The following is a 22,033-nucleotide window of genomic DNA, read 5'->3' on the forward strand; positions in this document are numbered from 1 at the left end:
CCTCATTCGTTAGCGCTCTACCGTCTCCATGATGAAGGCTTCGATTACGTCCCCTTCTTTGACGTCGCTATAGCTTACCAAGGTAATACCGCACTCATAACCCTGTGCCACTTCTTTAGCGTCATCTTTAAAACGCTTGAGGGAATCGATCTTGCCTTCATGAACGACAATGCCGTCACGGATCAAGCGAGCTTCTGCGTTACGCGTAATTTTACCGGATGTCACCATACATCCTGCAATCGTACCCACTTTGCTCACTTTAAAGGTGCTGCGGACTTCCGCATGACCGATCACGGTTTCTTTGTACTCCGGATCGAGCATCCCCTTCATAGCTTGCTCAATTTCCTCGATTACATTATATATTACACGGTGCAGACGAATATCAACCTTTTCCTGCTCGGCGGTTTGCTTCGCTTGAACGTCCGGACGAACGTTAAAGCCGATAACAATCGCGTTGGAGGCAGCTGCCAAAATAATGTCGGATTCCGTGATCGCCCCGGCACCGCTGTGGATAATTTTGACGCGAACGCCTTCCACCTCGATTTTGTTCAAGGAACCTTTCAGCGCCTCAACAGAACCTTGTACGTCACCTTTGATAATCACGTTAAGATCCTTGATCTCACCGTCTTTAATGTGTTGGAACAGATCATCCAGCGTCACGCGGGTATTCGTGTTCAACTCGGATTGACGATGGGTAATCGCACGCTTATCAGCGATATTACGCGCTTTACGCTCATCCTCAAACACCATAAACGGATCGCCGGCACCCGGAACTTCAGTCAAACCGGTAATTTCAACCGGTGTTGAAGGACCCGCTTCTTTTAATCGACGGCCCTTATCGTTCACCATCGCACGAATACGTCCAAAGCAGTTGCCCGCTACGAAGGCGTCGCCCACTTTCAATGTGCCATGCTGAACGAGAATGCGTGCTACCGGACCTCTGCCTTTATCCAGCTCAGCCTCAATAACGGTACCGCGTGCGCGTTTGTCAGGGTTTGCTTTATATTCATTCACTTCTGCTACCAGAAGGATCATTTCAAGCAAGTCTTCCAGACCCATCCGCTGTTTCGCCGAAACGTTAACAAAGATGGTATCTCCGCCCCACTCTTCGGGCACTAGCTCGTATTCCGTCAATTCTTGTTTGACTTTATCCGGATTAGCGTCCGGTTTATCGATTTTGTTCACGGCAACGATGATCGGCAAACCTGCTGCTTTCGCATGGTTAATGGCTTCGACCGTCTGTGGCATCACGCCGTCGTCAGCCGCAACCACGATGATTGTCATATCCGTTACTTGTGCACCACGGGCACGCATGGCCGTAAACGCTTCGTGACCCGGTGTATCCAGGAACGTAATCTTCTTGTTATTGATCTCGACTTGGTAAGCACCGATATGCTGCGTAATACCGCCAGCTTCGCCACTGGATACGTTCGTGGAACGGATCGCATCAAGCAGCGTCGTTTTACCGTGGTCGACGTGACCCATAATGGTAACGACCGGTGGACGCTCCTTCAGTTCTTCCGGAGCATCGTTTTCTTCAACGGTCTCAAAACGATCTTCCTCTACCGGAATTTTCACTTCGACTTCTACACCGAATTCGCCAGCAAGCAATAGAATCGTATCGATATCCAGCTCCTGGTTAATGGTGGCCATCACGCCGAGGAAAATCAGCTTCTTGATGACTTCGGAAGCGTCCTTATGAAGCAGCTTCGCCGTTTCACCGACGGTCATGTTGCCACGGACGATAATTTTCTTCGGCGTGTTGTCGATTTTCTCACGAGGCGGCTGCTGATTATGTTGATTCCGGCCGCGGTTGTTCTTTCCACCGCGATTGTTGCCACGGAATCCTCCCTGACGGTTGTCATCAAAACGCTTGGAGTCTGAACGATTGTTATTGTTGTTTCTGGAACCGCGGTTCTGGCCGTTGCTATTATTGTTATTGCTATTAGCTCCTGAGAATCCGCCTCCGGTTCCACCCGGCTTGCTCTGCGGGCGAGCCCCGCCTTGGTTGTTGCTGCCCTGAGGACGCGCTCCACCTTGATTACTACCTTGCGGACGTGATCCGCCTTGATTATTGCCTTGCGGACGTGCGCCGCCTTGACCTCCGCCCTGAGGACGTGATCCGGTCTGCGTGCTGCCGCCTGGTCGGGATGCTTGGCTACGATTGTTCTGCTGACTTCCTTGTGCGGAGCCAGACTGATTTCTTCGGGTATCCTGCCCTCCTTGGGGACGCTGGGAACCTGAAGCATTCTGAGTGTTTTGATTCGTTCTACTATTCATACCTACCTGCTTTTCCTGTTGTTTTTTGGGCTGGCTTTGACCTTGTTGTTCTGGTGCTTTCTGTCCTGAATGACGCATACCGTCCTGCCCATTACGGTTGCCTTCGGCACTCACGCTAGCGGAAGTACCTTCTGTTTTTGCATTGGATACAGTTGCAGCCGCATTGGCTCCGGAAACCGCTGGTTTACGAATCTCGGTACGCGAAGCGTCTCCACTATCCCGCTTGGCTGCTGCATTCGATTTGATATCTTTGAAAAACTGCTCTACCTTGGACACCGTATCGTTTTCCATTACGCTCATATGGTTATTGACCGGAATGTTCAAACGTTTAAGGATCGTGATGATTTCTTTACTGCTCATGTTCAACGATTTAGCATATTCGTATACTCGAAGTTTATTGTCTTTGTTTTCCTGTTTACTCAATATACTCCACCTCCGACATTGTCTCCAGTTTCTTGGAGATCATTTCTGCGAATCCTTGATCCGTAACTGCCAGCACAACCCGCTCGGGTTTACCTACACTTGTGCCCAGACTTTCCCGGTCAAATCCGATTACCAGAGGGATATTGTAAGAACCGCATTTATCGCGGAACTTCTTTGTTGTATTAACTGAGGCGTCACCCGCCAGAATAACCAATTTTGCTTCAGAAGACCGGATGGCTTTGAGCACGATCTCATCCCCGGTAACCACCTTACCTGCCCTCATGGCCAGGCCGAGCTGAGAAAGCGCCCTATTCATCATCGGCAGCACTCTCTTTTGCAGCGAGGAATTCATCTTCCACCTTGATGAAATCCTGTGCCAACTGTTCATAGATCTCGGGTTTCACATGTTGTTTCAACGCTCGATCCAGTGCTTTATTTTTGTGTGCCAGCTTGAAGCAGGAAACTTTGCCGCATAAATACGCTCCCCGTCCCGACTTTTTGCCGGTGAGATCAATCAGAACAGCATCCTCGGGAGTCCTAACAATCCGGATAAGCTCTTTTTTCGGCATCATTTCCTGACACGCTACACATTTACGCAGCGGTATCTTTCTCTGTTTCAAGACGACAACCCCCTGTCATTTGGAATTAATCGACAGAGACGGAATCCTGGTGCATTTCACCTGATTGGGACTTCGGTCTGCCAAATTCCTGCTCCGCCTGACTTTCGCTCTTAATATCGATCTTCCAGCCTGTCAGCTTCGCCGCGAGACGAGCATTCTGGCCTTTGATCCCAATCGCAAGCGAGAGTTGATAATCCGGAACAATTACGCGCGCCATCTTCTCATCTTCAAATACTTGAACTTCAAGTACTTTGGATGGGCTCAGCGCATTGGCCACGTATTCTTCAACCTGATCGGAATAACGCACGATGTCAATTTTTTCGCCGCGAAGCTCATTGACAATCGTCTGTACGCGCATGCCCTTAGGTCCGACGCAAGAACCAACCGGATCGACTTCATCGTTACGGGAAAATACCGCAATTTTGGAGCGGAATCCAGCTTCGCGCGCAACCGAGCGGATTTCAACAACGCCGTCAAAGATTTCCGGCACTTCAAGCTCGAACAGGCGCTTCAAAAGACCCGGATGCGTACGGGACAGCATAATTTGCGGACCCTTGGTTGTGTTCTCAACCTTGGTAATGTACGCTTTGATCCGGTCGCCATGCTTGAACTTCTCGTTAGGCATAAGCTCGGTAAGCGGCAAGGCTGCTTCGATCTTGCCAAGGTCGATATAAATGTTACGCAAATCTTGACGCTGCAGCGTACCCGTTACGATATCATCTTCCTTGTCAATAAAAGCGCTGTAGATCAGGCCGCGCTCGGCTTCTCTAATGCGCTGGGTAACAACTTGCTTTGCCGTTTGAGCTGCAATCCGTCCAAAATCACGCGGCGTAACCTCGATTTCCGCTATATCTTCAATCTGAAAATGCGGATTGATTTCCCGGGCCGCATGCAGCGAAATTTCAGTCCGCGGATCCAGCACCTCGTCCACAATCAGCTTCCGCGCGAACACCTTGATGACACCCGTATTGCGATTCATGTCTACCCGTACATTTTGCGCCGTGTTGAAATTGCGCTTGTAACTCGAGATCAGTGCCGCTTCAATGGCTTCAAACAGCACATCCTTGCTGATGCCCTTTTCTCTTTCCAACTCATTCATCGCTTCAATAAAATCCATACTCATTGAAAATCGGTTCCCCCTTTCAAAACTTCCGTTTAAAAAATGATGGCCAATCTGGCACTGGCTACTTTTGCATATGGAATCACGTGCTGCTTCTTGACGGTTTGAATGACTAGCTCCTCATTATCAAAGGATTCCAGCTTGCCTTCAAACTCTTTCAACCCGTTAATCGGCTCGTATACCGTAACAAACACGTTCTTGCCGACCGACTTCGCAACATCCTCTTTTTTCTTAAGGGGACGTTCCGCGCCAGGAGAAGAGACTTCAAGAAAATAAGCTGTCGGGATCGGATCGTTCTCGTCCAGCTTCTGGCTCAGGTATTCACTGATTAAACCGCAATCGTCAATGTCAATGCCGCCGTCTTTATCAACAAACACGCGCAAGAACCAGTTGCTTCCTTCCTTAACGTATTCCACATCTACCAGTTCAAAGCCGTGTTCGTCCAAATACGGCTGCACCATTTCTTCCACAGTCGTTTTAATCTTTGATGTGCTCAAAGAACATAACCTCCAAGTTGATTTCCTATATACCAAAGAGTAAAGAGTGGGTTGCCCCACTCTTTACACAACGGTTTTATCTCCATGATTACCAAAAAAATTATAACATAGTCTGGTAATAGTGACAAGTATGACTCCTTGACTGTCAAGGCGTCACGGCAATGACGGGATGACAAGAATCAGAACAATGATAACTGATTGCTCTCCGGCAGACCGCGGAAGCATCCCATTTGGGTCAACAGCTCCACGGCGGTTTTGCTTGCCTTCGATTTTTGCTGGAAATCCTCTATGGAGAGGAATTCACCGAATTCACGTGCGGCAGCAATATTGCGGGCGGCATTATCACCGATCCCCTGCAGTGCGGAGAACGGCGGAATGAGCGAATCTCCATCCACCTTAAATCGGAGCGCATCCGATTCATACAGATCGATGTTCTTGAACGAGAAGCCCCTTGCCGTCATTTCCAGCGCCATCTCCAGAATCGGCAGCATTCCTTTTTCCTTCGGGCTTGCTCCGAAGCCCAGTTGCTCGATTTCTTCAATTCGGCGATAAATCGCCTCATAGCCCTGACAGCATAATTCGATATCGAAATCCTCGGCTCGCACCGAGAAGTACGTTGCATAATATTCGATCGGATAATAAAGCTTGAAGTAAGCCGTCCGCACCGCTGAGATAACATACGCGGCGGCGTGGGCTTTCGGGAACATGTACTGGATTTTGAGACAGGAATCAATGTACCACTGCGGCACTTTGCATTTCTTCATCTCGTCAATCCATTCCTGCGACAGCCCCCGGCCTTTACGCACGCTTTCCGTAATCTTAAATGCGAGGCTCGCGTCCATGCCCGCCTTATAGATCAGGAACAACATGATATCGTCGCGGCAACCAATAACGGTTTTGATGTTGCATGTACCGTTCTTGATGAGCTCTTGAGCGTTGCCGAGCCAAACGCCGGTTCCGTGTGACAGACCCGAGATTTGCAACAAGTCGGCAAAACTCGACGGCTGCGATTCCACCAGCATCTGGCGGACGAATTTGGTGCCCATCTCCGGCACGCCGAAGGTGGCCACCGGCGAGCGTATTTGCTCCGGCTTGACGCCCAGCGCCTCCGTTGAGTTGAACATGCTCATTACTTTCGGATCGTTCATCGGAATGGTCGTTGGATCCACGCCGGTCAAATCCTGAAGCATCCTCATCATGGTCGGATCATCGTGCCCGAGAATATCAAGCTTGAGCAGATTCGCTTCAAAGGCGTGATAATCAAAATGCGTCGTTTTCCACTCTGCGTTGACATCGTCCGCGGGAAATTGCACCGGCGTGATCTCTTCCACTTCGATGTAATCCGGCACAACGACAATACCGCCGGGATGCTGGCCTGTGCTCCGCTTCACACCGGTACAGCCTGATGCCAGCCGGTTCAATTCCGCGCCCCGCCAGCGCTTGTTGTTGTGTTCCTCATATTTTTTGGCGAAGCCAAACGCCGTCTTCTCTGCCACGGTGCCGATGGTACCCGCACGGAATACGTTCTCCTCGCCAAACATCTCTTTGGTGAAATTATGGGCATGCGGCTGATATTCACCGGAGAAGTTCAAGTCAATATCGGGAACCTTATCCCCTTTAAAACCCAGGAAGGTTTCGAATGGTATATCCTGTCCCTCGCCTTTCATCATGTTTCCGCATTCCGGACAAGCCTTGTCCGGCAAGTCGAATCCACTCGGCACACTGCCGTCCAGGAACCATTCGCTGTGCTTGCAGTCGCTGTTCAAGCAAATGTAATGGGCCGGAAGCGGGTTAACCTCGGATATGCCGAGGAATGTGGCAACGACGGATGAGCCTACGGAACCCCGTGAACCAACCAAATAGCCGTCCCGGTTCGATTTCTTAACCAGTTTCTCGGAAATCAAATAGTTCGCTGAGAAACCGTACTTAATGATCGGCTCAAGCTCTTTCTCCAACCGGGCCACTACGACTTCCGGCAAGTTCTCGCCATAAATGGACTTGGCCGTGTCGTAGCAGGTGTTGCGGATTTCTTCATCCGCGCCATCCAGAATCGGCGTAAACAGCTTATCCGGGAACAATTCCAACTCTTCAAAGCGGTCGGCCAGCTCGCTAGTGTTCGTTACAACAACTTCATAACATTTGTTTTGTCCCAAAAACTCGAACTCTTCGAGCATCTCTTCCGTAGTCCGAAAATGCGCGTCAGGCTTACGCATATCCTTAAGCGGGCTGAAACCGGTAATCCCATGGATGGTAATGTCCCGGAACAGCTTATCCCGCGGTTCAAGATAGTGCACGTTTCCTGTGGCGATGACCGGCTTGTTCAGCTTTTCGCCGATGCGCACGACTTTGGAAATTGCGGTTTTGATCTCTTCGGGACTGCCCACCAAGCCTTTGTCCACCAAATGCATATACATCGTCAACGGCTGAATCTCCAAAACATCGTAGAAGTCCGCAATCTCTTCGGCTTCCTCCTCCGTCTTGTTCAGCACCGTTTCGAAGAACTCCCCTTTTTCGCAGCCGGAAAGCACCAGCAACCCATCTCGCATCTCTTGAAGCTTGGATTTAGGAATACACGGCACTCGCTTGAAATATTCGGTATGTGACATGGAGATCAGCTTGTACAGATTTTTCTTGCCTGTCATATTCAAAGCATAAATACCGCAGTGGAAAGGACGGGTATTGGACAAATCCGTACCGACGTAATCATTGAGGCGGTCCAGCATCTTGACGCCTTTGGTTTTGTCCACATCGCTAAGGAGCCCGTTCAGGATTCCAGCCAGCGCAATCGTATCGTCAATCGCGCGGTGATGGCTTTCGAGCAGCACCTTATACTTATCTGCCAATGTGTTCAGACGATGATTCTTAAGGCCCGGATGCACCAGACGTGCCAGCTCCAGCGTATCCAGATAGGGATTGTCGAGCGTGTCCATGCCGGCATTCTTGAGTGCTGCCTGGATGAACCCCATGTCAAATCGTGCATTGTGAGCCACGAGCACGGCATCCCCGACGAATTCAACAAACTCTTTCAGTACCGGCTCCAGTTCAGGAGCATCCTTAACCATATCGTCATTGATGTTCGTCAATTGCTGAATATGGTACGGGATTCTCTCGTGTGGATTAACGAAGGTAGCGTATCGATCAATCTCTTTGCCATCGTTCATCTTCACGGCAGCAAGCTCGATGATTTTGTTCGCGGTGATGGACAAACCTGTTGTCTCAATATCAAATACAACATAAGTCGCACTGCTGAGCTCGATCGGCTGCGCTTGCTCCACAATGTTGACGGCATCATTCACGACGTTGGCCTCAACGCCGTACATCATTTTAATGCCATGCTTCTTGGCGTTCTTTGCTGCATCAGGATAACATTGTACGCCACCATGATCACTTACGGCGATGGCTTTATGTCCCCAGCTCGCCGCTGTTTTGATATAACGGTCAATCGGTGTGACCGCGTCCATCGTGCTCATCGTTGTATGCAGGTGGAATTCAACCCGCTTCTCGGCGGCATTATCCTTGCGTGATGGCGGCGACGGCACTTCATTGAGATCGGACGGGATCATCACCAGCTCCGGCACCTGCATAAACCGGTCATATTCCACGCGCCCGCGCGCCTTCACCCATTTGCCGTTCTCAAGAAGGCTCAGGACCTTCAAGTCGTCCTTCGTCTTGCCAAACATTTTCATTTGCAAGGAATCGCTGAAATCCGTCAAATAGAATGTGAATAACGTACTTCCGTTACGAAGCTCCTTACGATCCAATCCGAAGATGGTTCCCTGAATCGTAATTTTCTTCTCTTCGTCTTGGATCTCCTGGAGCGGAACCGGCTGATCCTTGATATCATACCCAACCTGCAGCCGAACCGCGCCCTCTTCCTCATCCTCGGCATCCAGCTCAGCTTCCATGCTGCTCATGATCTGCTCGATGACCTCGCGCTCTTCTTCTCGTTTCCTCTGTTCGAACTCCTCATAGGCCGCCTGGCCATTATCGCCGACCTGCATTTTCACGCGCAGCGTCAGATCAAAATACTGCCCGAAAAAGCGGGTAATGGCGGAATCGATCTGTTTCTTACGGGCAAGCTCAAGCGACATGCCATCTGACATGGAGAGAAGGACTTGCCCATCTTCCACCTCGTATTTAGCCCTTGTCATCCATCCATTGACCGAAGGGATCTCCCGATGTGCCCACTCTAGGAACAAGCCCCAGTATTCTTGCACGATATCTGCTTCGGGAACGCCGCTTCCATATCGGAACACAAATTTAATCTTCGCAATATGCCCCATCTTCTCCTGAATTCTCAGACAAAATGTGCGATAGACCTCAGCTGGAACCAAGGTCTCCTTCAGGACGGTTATTCTCCAGTCCTTACTGGCCTTGCTTGTCTCTACCTGCTCAATCACGCCGTCCAAAAAATAGGGTTCCACCAGATTGGCCGGAACTTCTCCCTGCTTGATCAGCAGTTCAAATCGCTTCCTTTTATCTTCTGTTGTGCCCATGGTTCCCTCCCCCTGCAATGCATAAAGCTATAAGAAAAACTTCTAACTTCTATCGACGAACATCCACAAAAGACAAACCGCGTTTAGTGGACGTTTTTCTTCCGATTGTCGAATTCGTTCCGCTTCGCTGAAAACTTATAAATTCTATACTCTTAAATAAATAGAATAAAGCCTCCGCCGGCAGCACCCATTCGTCCTGCCCCAAAAAGAAGAGCGTCCGCCATACTGCCATCCGGAAGCTTCCTCCAGATGATGAATTCCGGTTCTGGACGAAGGACTCTCCCCTCGCCCAAACTTGCCGGAAATTCATAATATCGATTTACTAGTACGCTCTCGCGAACAGCACCGTATGTTTTGCATCTTCACCGCATACAAGGCACTTGGTTTTCTTCTCGGCCGGCTCAAACGGAATGTTTCTGCTCGTAGCGCCGGTTTCTTGCTTGACGGTATCTTCGCAAGCTTCCGAACCGCACCATCCTGCCAACGTAAACCCGCGTTTTTCCTCCATGCTTTCCTTCATTTCATCCAGCGTTTCCACCGAATAGAAATGATCCTCACGGAACTGCTTCGCGCGCTCGAACATTTCCTGGTGCACCTGCTCCAGCATATTCTGTACTTCCTGGGTCAGATTGGCTTGCTCTACGATTTTCTTCTCGCCTGTAATGCGGGAGACAAGCACGCACACGCCATTCTCCATGTCCCGCGGCCCGATCTCCAGACGCACCGGAACTCCGCGCATTTCATACTCATTGAATTTCCAGCCTGGGCGCACATCCGGATTGTCGTCAACGCGTACACGGATGCCTGCGGATTTCAGTTCACGGAACAGCTCGTCCGTACGACCCACAACCGCGTCTCTCGTCTTCGGTGGACCGATTGGAATCATAATCACTTGCGTCGGTGCGACTTTAGGAGGAAGCACCAATCCGCGGTCATCCCCGTGGACCATAATCAAGGAACCAATGAGGCGCGTGCTGACGCCCCAGGATGTCGTATGAGCGTATTCCAGCGTATTTTCACGGTTCAAATATTGAATGTCGAAAGCTTGCGAGAAGTTGGTCCCCATATAATGCGAAGTACCTGCCTGTACCGCTCGTCCGTCTTTCATCATCGCTTCGATCGAGAACGTATCTACGGCGCCCGCAAATTTCTCCGAAGGTGTCTTCTGCCCTTTGATTACCGGAATCGCGAGATAGTCCTCCACGAACTGCTGATAGATATCCAGCATTTGCATGGTTTCCCCTCTAGCCTCAACTTCCGTTTCATGAGCGGTGTGGCCTTCTTGCCATAAAAACTCGCTCGTGCGAAGGAACGGAAGCGTGCGTTTTTCCCAGCGCACCACGTTGGCCCACTGGTTGATCAGCACAGGGAGATCACGATAGGATTGGATCCATTTGGAATACATGTGCCCGAACATCGTTTCAGAAGTCGGTCGGATCGCCAGACGTTCTTCCAGCTTCTCTCCAGCCGCTTCCGTTACCCATGGCAGCTCGGGATTAAATCCTTCGACATGCTCCTTCTCCTTCTGGAAAAAGCTCTCGGGAATGAAGAGCGGGAAATACGCATTCCGATGGCCCGTCGCCTTAAAGCGCCGATCCAACTCTGCCTGGATATGCTCCCAAATTTCATAACCGTCCGGTTTGAAGACGATGCAGCCTCTGACTGGAGAATAATCCATCAGGTCCGCTTTTTTGATGACATCGATATACCAGCGCGAGAAATCTTCCGCTTGCGGCGTAATCTCCGTCACGAATTGTTTATCCTTCGATTCCTTAGACATATAAATCGTGTGCCTCCCATTAATAAAACGCATGGTCAAAGCCCCTGATTCAAGCGGCTTGGACTGGCGTTATTGGCGATATGTGTGAACGAGCTGCGGCTATGGAGCCCGCCCTTATTATAGCAACTCCATTTGCTAGATATCGTTATGCGTGAAACTCTGCTAACACTAGAAAAGGTACGGCTTTCGTTGCGGCTGGCGCACCGAGCCGTACCTTAGGGTTTATCCGTTGATCAAACGCAAAATATCGTTATAGGTGACGGCAATCATTAACAGGAACAGCATCGCAAACCCGATAAAATGAACCATGCCTTCTCTGTTCGGGTCAACTGGCTTGCCCCTTAAGGCTTCGATCCCTAAGAATACGAGCCGGCTTCCATCCAGTGCCGGTATCGGCAGCAGATTGAATATGCCCAGATATAAGCTTAGAATGGCTGCCCAATAGGTCAGCTGTTCGATACCCTGTTTGGCGATTTGTCCCGTTACTTCAAACGTCCGCACAGGACCGCCAAGATCATCCATGGAGAACTTCTGAATCAACTGTCTGAAGCCCTGGAAGATAATATTCGTTGTATCTACCATCGCGGTCCCGGACCCGGCAATCGTCTCCCCAATCCCTGCGGATCGGGTCGGAAGCTCAGGAACAATCCCGACCTTGCCGCCTTCCTGGCCCTCCATCGTCCGCGGAGTTAAGGTCAGATCAAATGATTCCTCACCCCGGCGTACGGTCCATTCCATCGGCTTGTCCTTGGAAGCTGCAATCAATTCGATCATCTTCTGATAATCGGCACCAATAGCGGTTCCGTTAATGCTCTCGATGATGTCTCCCTCTTTCAGATCGGCTTCATCGGCAGGCATGCCTTTTGTAATCTCGCCAATCTGCACATAAGTTGGATTCTCAACCGGTATGCCGGCCATTTGAATGTGAAGGGCAAACAGCACGAAGGCCAGAATGAAGTTCATGACAGGACCGGCAAAAATCGCAAGCGCTCTTTGTCCAACAGTTTTGCTGCCGAATTGGCGGTCTCTCGGTGCGATCTGCGTCTCGACACCTTTGGCTACCGTTAAGGCCTGCGGATGGATTTCAAATTGTTGGAATTCACCATCCACATCAAGTCTAACCGACAAACGATCCACCATATCCATAAACTGGACTTCGCCGCGAATGACATTTTTACGGTTGTCGAGTTGATCCAGATAAATCTTTTTTACTTGATTCTCTGCATTCAATCGAACCGCAATCGTCTGACCGGGCTGAATCTCGACAAGTTCCGGATCTTCCCCGGCCATACGGGCATAACCGCCGAATGGAAGAAGACGAAGCGTAAACTGCGTTTCATTGCGTTTATATGAGAACAGCTTTGGACCAAATCCAATCGCGAACTCGCGCACCAATATTCCGGCACGCCGGGCAAAATAATAGTGACCCCATTCATGCACGGTAACGATCACAAAAAACATGAGCACCGTTAGAAAAACGACCCGAACCATTTCCAATTCTTTACATCCCCCTTTTCCTCTGAGAACGCAGTATGTCCCTATAGATTATCATTATTCTCCTGTCGTCCACAAGAGAATCACAAGCTGTCCGCTTTTTTTCAAGGGAGATTTCAAAAACACTTCAATCCTATAGTCGGGAAGCTAATTCACGTGCGATTCGATCATTCTCTTCAATCGTCTCCAGTGCCGGTTCCGGCGCAACACGATGGCTTTGCAGCACTTCCTCAATGATCTCTTCGATTCGCAGAAAAGAGATTTCGCCGCGGAGAAACCGGGCGACCGCAATTTCATTGGCAGCGTTGAATACCGTTGGCGCTGTCCCACCCATTTTACCACATTCATAAGCAAGCCTTAAACAAGGAAAACGTTCAAGATCCATCTCCCGGAAATGCAGCTTGCCCGCTTCTGCCAAAGATAGCCTCGGCGCAGGCGAAGACCACCGCTCCGGATAGGTGAGCGCATATTGAATCGGAACCCGCATATCCGGGTTGCCGAGCTGGGCAATGATACTTGAATCACGGAATTCCACAAAAGAGTGAATAATGCTTTCCGGGTGCAGAAGCACAGAAATGTTGTCATAAGGAATTCCATACAGCCAATGGGCCTCAATCACCTCAAGCCCTTTATTGACCATGGTGGCCGAATCAATTGTGATTTTGGCACCCATGGACCAGTTTGGATGTTTAAGCGCATCCTCCACCGTAACGTTCACCAGCTGCTCCCGGGTGTAATCCCGGAATGAGCCTCCGGAAGCCGTCAACGTGATCCGTTCAATATCTTCATGCCGCTCTCCGTTCAGGCATTGGAATATGGCGGAATGCTCGCTATCGATCGGCAAGAGTTTTACCCCTTTGGCAGCCGCTCGAGCCGTAACCAGGTGACCTGCGGTTACCAACGTTTCCTTATTGGCAAGCCCGATTGTCTTCCCCTCATCGATTGCTGCAAGCGTAGAGGACAGGCCCAAACTTCCAACGACCGCTGTAACCACCATTTCCGCGTCTGTCGCGGCCGCAATCTCGATCAATCCTTCATGACCATGGAACACTTCGGTTCTGGCAGGAAGATCATGCCTTATGCTGTCAGCAAGCTCTTTCGTGGCAACGGACACTTTACGCGGAGAAAACTCCTTGACCTGCTGAAGCAGCACTTCCTTATTACTCCCTGCAGCAAGGCCCTCAATCTGAAAATGTTCCCGGTGTTTCCTCACGACATCCAAGGTCTGGGTACCTATGGAGCCAGTGGAGCCGAGTACGCTGATCTTCTTCATGCACATCTTTCCTTTCATCAGTAAGGCAGGAGACTCAATATATGTACAAACGGAAATACGACGATCCAACTGTCACATCGATCCAGTATCCCTCCATGGCCCGGCAGCAGCTTGCCCGAATCCTTGATGTCATACACCCGTTTATAAGCGGATTGCACCAAATCGCCGAGCTGACCGATAACAGCGCAGGAAAGTCCGATTAGAATCGCTTGTCCAGCCGTCAGGAATCCATCTGAGAAGAATGAAAAGAGCAGTGATGTGAACACGGCAATGACCACACCGCCGAGCGCACCCTCAACCGTTTTGTTCGGGCTTATGGAAGGCCATAATTTATGGCGCCCCATGGCGCGTCCGACAAAATACGCTCCCGCATCGCTTGCCCAGATCGAGGCCAGAAGCAGAAAAGTCCAGAATACGCCATGGCCGTCAGGAGCATGTCGTGATTCGGCGATAAAGGAAAATCCGATTCCGATATACACCGATGCCAAAAACAATAAAGAAACCCGTTTGATATCTATTACATTCTTCGTCGTCACGGTCGCCAGCAAAAATAAAAGCAGCAGGAGCCAAAGCACATGTTCCCACGGGATCTGAATATTCAAATTAAGCGGACCCCATGGAAATACAAGTAACAGCACCCCCGCATACCCAATCCAAGCCGTTCCCCCGAATGCTGCCGTATTGGTCATGCGCACAAACTCATAATAACCGATTAGCGCCATCGCCAGAATAAGAAGATGGTACCACAGACCGCCTATGAAACATAATCCTAAAAAGACCGCTCCCGCTATAATTCCGGTAATCAATCGCTGTTTCAAAACGTTCCATCCTCCATCGGCTACGAAAGTCCACCGTAGCGCCTTGTTCTTTGTTGATAATCGGCTACGGCCTCCACCAAATGCTCTTTGGTAAATTCCGGCCAATAGGCATCCGTAAACCATAGCTCACTATACGCGAGCTGCCACAGCATAAAATTACTCAGTCGCAGCTCGCCGCTTGTGCGGATCAGTAAATCCGGATCCGGCAATTCGCCTGTGAGGAGCCGCTGGCCGATCAGTTCCTCTGTAATATCCTCAGGACGAAGAATCCCGTCGCGCACTTCTCGTCCGAGCGCCTTGACACTTTCGGTGATCTCTTTCCGGCTGCCGTAATTGAGTGCAAAGTTAAGCACAAGCCCGTCATTGCCGGCTGTCTTCGCAACTGCTTCTTCCATCGCAGACACGGTATGGGACGGAAGGTCTTCCGGATGCCCCATCATGCGGACCTGGACATTTTTCTCGATCAGCTCCTCCAGCTCAATAGCCAGGAACTCTTGCGGAAGCTTCATCAGAAAATCGACCTCATCCTTCGGACGCGTCCAATTTTCTGTCGAAAAAGCATACATCGTCAATATTTTGATTCCCAAATCATCGGCGGCAATGGCCGCTCTTTTGACAGCCTTCATGCCATTCTGATGGCCAACGATTCGCGGCATACCGCGCCGTTTCGCCCAGCGTCCATTACCATCCATGATGATGGCGACATGATGTGGGATGTTGTCCGGAGAGAGCTGATGCGTCTGCTGACTGTCCTCCTGATTCAACCACGATCGAACCCGTTTGATCATTCCATTTCCTCCAGGCATCTTTCTGCAAAAAAAGAGACAAACCCCACCATTGACAGGAGGGGCCACAAGTCTCTTATACTTCCATAATCTCTTTTTCTTTAGCAACGAGGACTTTGTCGACTTCTGCGATAAATTTATCCGTCGCTTTTTGGATATCTTCCTGATGTCTCCGGGACTCGTCCTCGGAAATATCTGTTTTCTCCAATTTTTTGATGTCGTCGTTGGCATCACGGCGAATGTTGCGGATGGCCACTTTCGCTTCCTCGCCGAATTTCTTCGTCATTTTCACCAGTTCGGTTCTGCGTTCTTCCGTCAGTGCAGGTACGACGAGACGAATTTGATTACCATCATTCGCCGGCGTCAAACCGATATCCGATTTCATGATCGCTTTCTCGATATCGGCCAAGGACGACTTGTCCCAAGGCTGGATCATGAGCGTTCTTGAATCCGGCGTGCTGATGTTAGCCAGCTGATTCAGCGGAGTTGGTGCCCCGTAGTATTCAACCGTGATCCGGTCGAGTAGCGCTGGCGCTGCCCGTCCTGCGCGCAGCGTTGCCAGGTCACGTTTCAAAGACAGGATCGCTTTTTCCATGCGTTCTTCTGCATTCTTTTTCACCGATTGCGGCATTAGTCTACACTCCCTTTGACGATCGTTCCGATTTTCTCGCCCAGAACGACGCGCTTGATATTACCTTGCTCCGTAATAGCGAAGACGATGAGCGGGATGTTGTTGTCCATACATAACGATGAAGCTGTAGAGTCCATTACCCCAAGGTTTTTGTTCAATACGTCTAGATACGTCAGCTGCTCGTACTTCTCGGCAGTTTCATCCTTAAATGGATCAGCGGAGTACACTCCGTCCACCTTGTTCTTCGCCATGAGAATCACTTCTGCTTCGATTTCCGCTGCGCGAAGCGCTGCAGTCGTATCGGTGGAGAAGTATGGGTTACCCGTTCCTGCCGCAAAAATAACGACACGACCTTTTTCCAAATGCCGAATGGCTCTGCGGCGAATATACGGCTCCGCAATTTGCTGCATTGAGATAGAGGTTTGCACCCGAGTCGGCACATCGATCTGCTCCAAAGCATCCTGAAGAGCCAAAGAGTTCATCACCGTTGCGAGCATTCCCATATAATCTGCTGTCGCACGGTCTATTCCGTTCGCGCTGCCAGCGATACCGCGCCAGATGTTTCCGCCGCCGCACACGATCGCGACCTCCACACCAAGCTCGACAACCTCGCGAACCTGCTCAGCGATCGATGAGATCGTCTCAGCATCAATACCATATCCATTCTGCCCTGAAAGGGATTCCCCACTGACTTTCAATATCACTCGTTTATATACAGGCTGTTCCAAATGATAACCCTCCACTTTAAGACGGCGCCTAAGTATACGACGCCCGTTTGAAAAACGACAGACAGACACACCGGCACTGCTTGACGGTTTATAAAAATCGGGTAAAAACATCCGTCTCAAGTAGAAACTTCTGGTCGTCTAATCAAGACTCGAGTCCATTCTTTCTTGTGAGATAAGGGGTGCCTTTACTCCGAATTTATAACAATCTTATCTCTCTTATGCCTTATATCTCTTAAAAAAGAAGGAACACAGGTGTGTTCCACTCTTTTCTATAACTTATATTAGCCTATTCGGCTTATTTATTCACCTGGGACATAACTTCTTCAACGAAGTTGTCTTGTTTTTTCTCCAAGCCTTCGCCCAATTCAAAACGAGCAAAACGACGGATGGAAATGTTCTCACCGATCGTGCTGATTTTTTCATTAAGCAGCGTGTTGATTGTTTTGTCAGGATCTTTGATGAAGGCTTGCTCAAGCAAGCAATATTCTTCATAGTATTTGTTGATGCGGCCTTCAACCATTTTCTCAACGATTTTTTCAGGCTTGCCTTCGTTCAGAGCTTGGTTTTTCAAAATTTCTTTTTCTTTCTCAAGGTCTTCCGTTGGCACTTCTTCACGACGAACATATTTAGGATTTGCAGCGGCAATATGCATTGCGATATCGCGAGCAAACTCTTTGAATTGATCTGTTTTACCTACGAAGTCGGTTTCACAGTTGATTTCAACGAGAACGCCGATGCGTCCGCCGCCGTGAATATAAGACTCTACAACGCCTTCAGTTGCAATACGACCCGCTTTGTTTGCTGCTGCAGACAAGCCTTTTTCGCGAAGTACTGCGATCGCTTTGTCGATATCACCATTTGTTTCATCCAGCGCTTTTTTGCAATCCAGCATGCCCGCGCCTGTTCTTTCGCGAAGTTCTTTTACCGCACTAGCTGTTACTGCCATTAGAATTCCCTCCAAATTGGTATGATGAAGTTTTGCGTTTGGACCTCAAGAAGACCGTCATTCTGTTGTTCTCTCCAGGATTCCAGACCGCATTAAGTAGTTGTTCTTCCCCTGCGATGCCAGGCTCCGAATGCCATACGTTATACGCACGTTATCCGTTCTAACATCTTAAAAAAAGGGCAGTGAGAGGTTATACACCTACCAACCACCCTTTTCATTTAATTCATGGTTTATACGTTTAATCCCGATTAAGCAGTTGTTTCTTCGCCTTGGTGAGCTTCAACAACGGCATCGGCCATTTTACCAGTCAACAATTTGACAGCGCGGATCGCGTCATCGTTACCTGGGATTACATAGTCGATTTCATCCGGATCACAGTTCGTATCAACGATACCAACGATTGGGATACCCAATTTGCGAGCTTCCGCTACTGCGATACGCTCTTTGCGAGGATCGATAACGAACAATGCGCTTGGAAGACCCTTCATGTTCTTGATACCGCCCAAGAATTTCTCAAGACGATCTTTCTCTTTGCGGAGAAGGATAACTTCTTTCTTAGGCAATACTTGGAACGTGCCGTCCTCTTCCCAAGTTTCGAGCTGCTTCAAGCGGTTGATACGCTTTTGGATCGTTTCGAAGTTAGTCAAAGTTCCGCCGAGCCAACGTTGGTTGATGTAGTACATGCCGCAACGCTCTGCTTCTTCCTTCACGGAATCTTGAGCTTGTTTTTTCGTGCCGACGAACAGGATTGTACCGTTCTCTCCAGCTACGCTTTTCACGAAGTTGAATGCTTCTTCAACTTTCTTGACCGTTTTTTGCAGGTCGATAATGTAGATACCGTTTCTTTCAGTGAAGATAAATTTATCCATTTTCGGGTTCCAGCGACGAGTCTGGTGACCGAAGTGAACGCCAGCTTCCAAAAGCTGTTTCATGGAAATTACTGCCATCTTCACGCACCTCCTAAGTTTGGTTTTTGTGTGTCCCTCCGCCAAGATCATTTTTCATTAAGACTCCCAGTCCTGGAAGCACCCTTAACGAAATCACTCTAGCGTGTGTTTTAACACCGTCAATTACTATAACATAACCATGGGCAGGTTGCAATGTCTTTTGTGTGCTTGATCAGGTCCATTCTATCAACGGCTGCAAGCAGATCCCGCAAAGAAAAAAACCACTCTCAACCGAAGTGCTAGTTGGAGGGTTTTGTAGTGATCTTCGTGATGATCGAATTGTAGCTCTCGCCTGCCGTGAACGAGTATGTACCGCTCAGGATCTTGGTATTGATTTTATTCTCGGTAGCTTTAGTGATGAATGCCTGTTTGTTGTCAATGACGCCGGCATTCAAAAGACTGTTTGCCACATCACTGAGATTGTTTCCGGATTGAATGTTTACTTTAATATGCGCTTCCGCTTTGGCCGGTGTTTTCGGCTCCGCCGGATTCGTCACACGGGGAGATTCCTGTTTCTTATCCACGCCTGTTTCAGGTTTCTCCGGCTGCTGCGGTGCTTCCGGCTTTTCCGTACCCGTCTTCAGCGCAGGATCGGCTCCTTCGGACTCACCTGCGCCATCAGAAAGCCGTTTCTCTTCCCACTGCTCCGCTGTCAACAGTTCTTCCGAGCCTTCGAAAACTTGCATATCCATGGCTTCCGCTGCAGCCATCAGCTGCTCCTTCGTTATTTCCTCCGTCGTTGCTGCGGTGGTGCCTTGACCGATCCACATCAGCTGAAGCAGCACCGCGCCGATCACGAGACCGCTCCCCAGGCCCATCATAAATGTACGGTTCTTGATCACACGGATTCCTCCTGTTTGGCCAACTGGATAATAAGTTGAACTTCGCCTCGCTGAAGACCCGTGTTCTTGGCAATCATATCGATGGACTTTCCTTGTTCATATAGATCAAACAGCTCCGTGTATCTGGATTTGATGGAATGGACAGGAGGTGCAGGTTCAACCTCGGAAGCCGCTGCAGCCGCTCCCGCAGACAAAGAAGCGGCTGCAGCGGCTTGCGCCAGCTTCTCTTCCGCCGTTCGAATTCGCGTTTGCGAATCGGTCATTTTCTGCTCCATGGCCAGCATGCGCTGCCGCAAATCACTGACCTGCTCTTGATGTGCTTGCTGCTTGGCATCAAGTTCTTTCTTCATCTGACTAACCAGTTCCACCAGCTGTTCGTTCTCGTTCTGGATTTCCGCCATATATCCTTCAAGCGTGTTCTCCACTTCTTTGACAACCCGCTCGCTGGACACGGTCTCTTCACGGCGTTTCGGCAGCATAAAAGCATACAGCACGGCGGCAATGCCAAGCAGCACGATATATATCCATGGTTTCAAATCCATTAACTCCTTTGTGCCTATAAATTATCTAGAGCGAAACATCGAAATTTTTGCCTTTATAGGGATGCTCTGCCGGCTGCTCCACGATCTCGCCCGATTCCGCCGTTCCCCGGCCTTGCTGCTGCTCAGAGGATTGACGACTCCCGTCATCGCGCACGGCTGTTTCCGCCGTCTCACTCACTTCCGTGCTTCGCTGAGCGTCCGCACGGCTGTTCTTGTTTAACTCAACCGCAAGCAGCGTCTGATCATTCATCGGGCGCTGCTGGGTTTCATTATGCATCTTGCCCGCTTCATTGGTTCTGGGGACCGCAATTTGCATCTCAACCGATTTCAAACTCAATGGAATCACCTCATGATATAGGATCATGTCCACAAGCATTTAACACGTATGTTCTATCCCTACAAGAGCGGCACCATGGTGATATCCCCTTCATGATAGTAAAAAGAAACCCGCTGCGTGGGGTCCTTAACAAAGCGGGTATACCGCCCTATGACAATTTTGGCTCCGCCGTAGATCGTCTTTACCACATTCACTCTTGCTTTGCCGGTATCCTCAAGCATCTTCTCGATTTCCAGCATTCTATCCTTTATATCGGCTTGTTCTGCCATGTTGGATTTCTTGGTCGCATTCAGCTTGATTCGCAGCGCCAACTTGTCTGGAGACAATTGACCCGAGGATGCTAACTGATTCAGAAGATAAAGCGCTTTATCGGTTTTGTCCATACTTTCTAATGACTGCTTCAATTGAGCTCTAAGATCTGCCAGTTCATTCCGCAGCTCGGGCAGCACACCAACTTCAACTACGGTAGCCGTCGACATGCTGTTTCCGATCGTTCGGGCAACCACTTTTTCCCCCGCCTGCAAAATGCCGCCTACCACAAGGCCCTTCATACCGTTGCATTCGATATTCTGAACCGCCCGGATATTGGAGTGCATGATGCTCTGCGAGACGAATACGCTAGCTCCGGCTATGACGTTTCCATCCTGGATGAACGAGCTTTTGACATCCTGACCCGCCTTTACATAACCCTTGTTGTACCCGATGATTCCGCCGGATATATCGATCGAACCTTCAGCCTCCAGCTCGGCTCCCTCCACAAAGCCAGTGACTCGGATATCTCCTGCTGCCTTGATTCTGAAACCGGTAAGCACATTGCCGCGAATGACCACCGTACCGACAAAGTCGATATTGCCTATACTGTAATCAACATCCCCGTTAATCTCATATACCGGAAACACATTGATTTTTCCCTTTTCCGTTTTGGTGAGGAGTCCGTCAAGCGCAGCGTACATTGCGGTTTTCTCCGCGTTAACAACAACGTTCTTCCCAACCTTGAAATGAGCTTCCTTTCCCGGTTTGCTCGGAATCTCCTCTCCGGTTACCGCTGTTCCGGGGACTCCCTTCGTTGGAGGGATTCGGTTGGCAAGCAGCTGCCCCTTTTTTACATTATTTAAACGAATCACTTCTTTATAATCCACTTTGCCATCTTCGATCTCCAGCGGCTTCAGATTCGTCTCATTCCCAAAACTGACGGTAAATTCGATTCTGCCGTTCTGTCCGTGCACAGGTTCCGTTCCCATGGCAATCGGCGTTCTACTATATTGATATTCCTCCGCATGATCTGCGATTCGCCGCAACGTATCATGTTGAAGTCCATATCGTACATCATGACTTCTCAGAAATTGCTCAAGATCTTCTACAGAGCAAGAGAAATCCTTCTCCCACTTGGTGAACTGTATATAGGCGACGACCTTGTCATCCGATAGCGTAACGCTAAAGTACTGATCCAATGCATAATCTACAGACAATCCAG

At 49.6% G+C, this 22,033-nt stretch carries 20 protein-coding genes; all 20 read right to left on the reverse strand.

Translation table 11 applies throughout. The annotated features are described in order from the left end of the window. Nucleotides 1-9 precede the first annotated feature (9 nt). Entirely contained in the window at nt 10-2,703 is a 2,694-nt protein-coding gene (gene infB, locus OHJ21_RS13135) for a translation initiation factor IF-2 (protein WP_486020241.1), read from the reverse strand. Continuing rightward, nucleotides 2,696-3,019: a YlxQ family RNA-binding protein gene (locus OHJ21_RS13140; protein ID WP_174819209.1), complete on the reverse strand. Its 324-nt coding sequence runs from the start codon at nt 3,017-3,019 to the stop codon at nt 2,696-2,698. Before OHJ21_RS13140 ends, infB begins: the two co-directional genes overlap by 8 nt. Further along, nucleotides 3,012-3,323 carry an RNase P modulator RnpM gene (rnpM, locus tag OHJ21_RS13145; RefSeq protein WP_053492673.1) on the reverse strand — a complete coding sequence of 104 codons (312 nt, stop codon included), beginning with the start codon at nt 3,321-3,323 and terminating at the stop codon, nt 3,012-3,014. Before rnpM ends, OHJ21_RS13140 begins: the two co-directional genes overlap by 8 nt. A 25-nt stretch (nt 3,324-3,348) precedes the next feature. Next, the gene (nusA, locus tag OHJ21_RS13150; RefSeq protein ID WP_076324961.1) at nt 3,349-4,446 is read right to left on the reverse strand and encodes a transcription termination factor NusA; all 1,098 of its coding nucleotides are present in this window, start codon (nt 4,444-4,446) and stop codon (nt 3,349-3,351) included. 32 nt (nt 4,447-4,478) lie between these two features. Further along, nucleotides 4,479-4,940, reverse strand: a complete 462-nt coding sequence (gene rimP / locus OHJ21_RS13155) for a ribosome maturation factor RimP (RefSeq protein WP_076324962.1) — start codon at nt 4,938-4,940, stop codon at nt 4,479-4,481. Nucleotides 4,941-5,119: 179 nt separating this feature from the next. Then, nucleotides 5,120-9,436: a PolC-type DNA polymerase III gene (locus OHJ21_RS13160; protein WP_486020243.1), complete on the reverse strand. Its 4,317-nt coding sequence runs from the start codon at nt 9,434-9,436 to the stop codon at nt 5,120-5,122. 49 nt (nt 9,437-9,485) lie between these two features. After that, nucleotides 9,486-9,668: a hypothetical protein gene (locus OHJ21_RS13165; RefSeq protein ID WP_100538044.1), complete on the reverse strand. Its 183-nt coding sequence runs from the start codon at nt 9,666-9,668 to the stop codon at nt 9,486-9,488. A 90-nt stretch (nt 9,669-9,758) separates the two neighbouring features. After that, nucleotides 9,759-11,216 carry a proline--tRNA ligase gene (gene proS / locus OHJ21_RS13170; protein WP_100538045.1) on the reverse strand — a complete coding sequence of 486 codons (1,458 nt, stop codon included), beginning with the start codon at nt 11,214-11,216 and terminating at the stop codon, nt 9,759-9,761. 222 nt (nt 11,217-11,438) lie between these two features. After that, nucleotides 11,439-12,707: an RIP metalloprotease RseP gene (rseP, locus tag OHJ21_RS13175; RefSeq protein WP_371860414.1), complete on the reverse strand. Its 1,269-nt coding sequence runs from the start codon at nt 12,705-12,707 to the stop codon at nt 11,439-11,441. A 136-nt stretch (nt 12,708-12,843) separates the two neighbouring features. Continuing rightward, nucleotides 12,844-13,983 carry a 1-deoxy-D-xylulose-5-phosphate reductoisomerase gene (locus OHJ21_RS13180; RefSeq protein ID WP_100538047.1) on the reverse strand — a complete coding sequence of 380 codons (1,140 nt, stop codon included), beginning with the start codon at nt 13,981-13,983 and terminating at the stop codon, nt 12,844-12,846. A gap of 17 nt (nt 13,984-14,000) precedes the next feature. Further along, nucleotides 14,001-14,801: a phosphatidate cytidylyltransferase gene (locus OHJ21_RS13185; protein ID WP_100538048.1), complete on the reverse strand. Its 801-nt coding sequence runs from the start codon at nt 14,799-14,801 to the stop codon at nt 14,001-14,003. Between the two features lie 20 nt (nt 14,802-14,821). Then, nucleotides 14,822-15,589: an undecaprenyl pyrophosphate synthase gene (uppS, locus tag OHJ21_RS13190; protein WP_100538049.1), complete on the reverse strand. Its 768-nt coding sequence runs from the start codon at nt 15,587-15,589 to the stop codon at nt 14,822-14,824. 73 nt (nt 15,590-15,662) lie between these two features. Continuing rightward, nucleotides 15,663-16,217, reverse strand: coding sequence for a ribosome recycling factor (frr, locus tag OHJ21_RS13195; protein ID WP_006211296.1), 555 nt, complete (start codon nt 16,215-16,217; stop codon nt 15,663-15,665). Then, on the reverse strand, nt 16,217-16,945 hold the full coding sequence (pyrH, locus tag OHJ21_RS13200) for a UMP kinase (protein ID WP_006211297.1): 729 nt from the start codon (nt 16,943-16,945) through the stop codon (nt 16,217-16,219). The genes frr and pyrH overlap by 1 nt, the downstream gene beginning before the upstream one ends. A 295-nt stretch (nt 16,946-17,240) precedes the next feature. Beyond that, the gene (tsf, locus tag OHJ21_RS13205; protein ID WP_100538050.1) at nt 17,241-17,891 is read right to left on the reverse strand and encodes a translation elongation factor Ts; all 651 of its coding nucleotides are present in this window, start codon (nt 17,889-17,891) and stop codon (nt 17,241-17,243) included. 248 nt (nt 17,892-18,139) lie between these two features. Beyond that, complete coding sequence (rpsB, locus tag OHJ21_RS13210) at nt 18,140-18,838, reverse strand: 30S ribosomal protein S2 (protein WP_071220108.1); 699 nt, start codon at nt 18,836-18,838, stop codon at nt 18,140-18,142. A gap of 239 nt (nt 18,839-19,077) precedes the next feature. Beyond that, on the reverse strand, nt 19,078-19,680 hold the full coding sequence (locus tag OHJ21_RS13215; RefSeq protein WP_486020245.1) for a hypothetical protein: 603 nt from the start codon (nt 19,678-19,680) through the stop codon (nt 19,078-19,080). After that, nucleotides 19,677-20,222, reverse strand: coding sequence for a hypothetical protein (locus OHJ21_RS13220; protein WP_486020247.1), 546 nt, complete (start codon nt 20,220-20,222; stop codon nt 19,677-19,679). The genes OHJ21_RS13215 and OHJ21_RS13220 overlap by 4 nt, the downstream gene beginning before the upstream one ends. A 25-nt stretch (nt 20,223-20,247) precedes the next feature. Beyond that, nucleotides 20,248-20,559, reverse strand: a complete 312-nt coding sequence (locus OHJ21_RS13225) for a hypothetical protein (protein WP_486020248.1) — start codon at nt 20,557-20,559, stop codon at nt 20,248-20,250. 59 nt (nt 20,560-20,618) lie between these two features. Continuing rightward, complete coding sequence (locus OHJ21_RS13230; RefSeq protein ID WP_326112964.1) at nt 20,619-22,028, reverse strand: flagellar assembly protein A; 1,410 nt, start codon at nt 22,026-22,028, stop codon at nt 20,619-20,621. Nucleotides 22,029-22,033 lie beyond the last annotated feature (5 nt).

It is taken from the genome of Virgibacillus sp. LDC1, assembly GCF_025792345.1.
GTDB lineage: Bacteria > Bacillota > Bacilli > Paenibacillales > Paenibacillaceae > Paenibacillus_AQ > Paenibacillus_AQ lautus.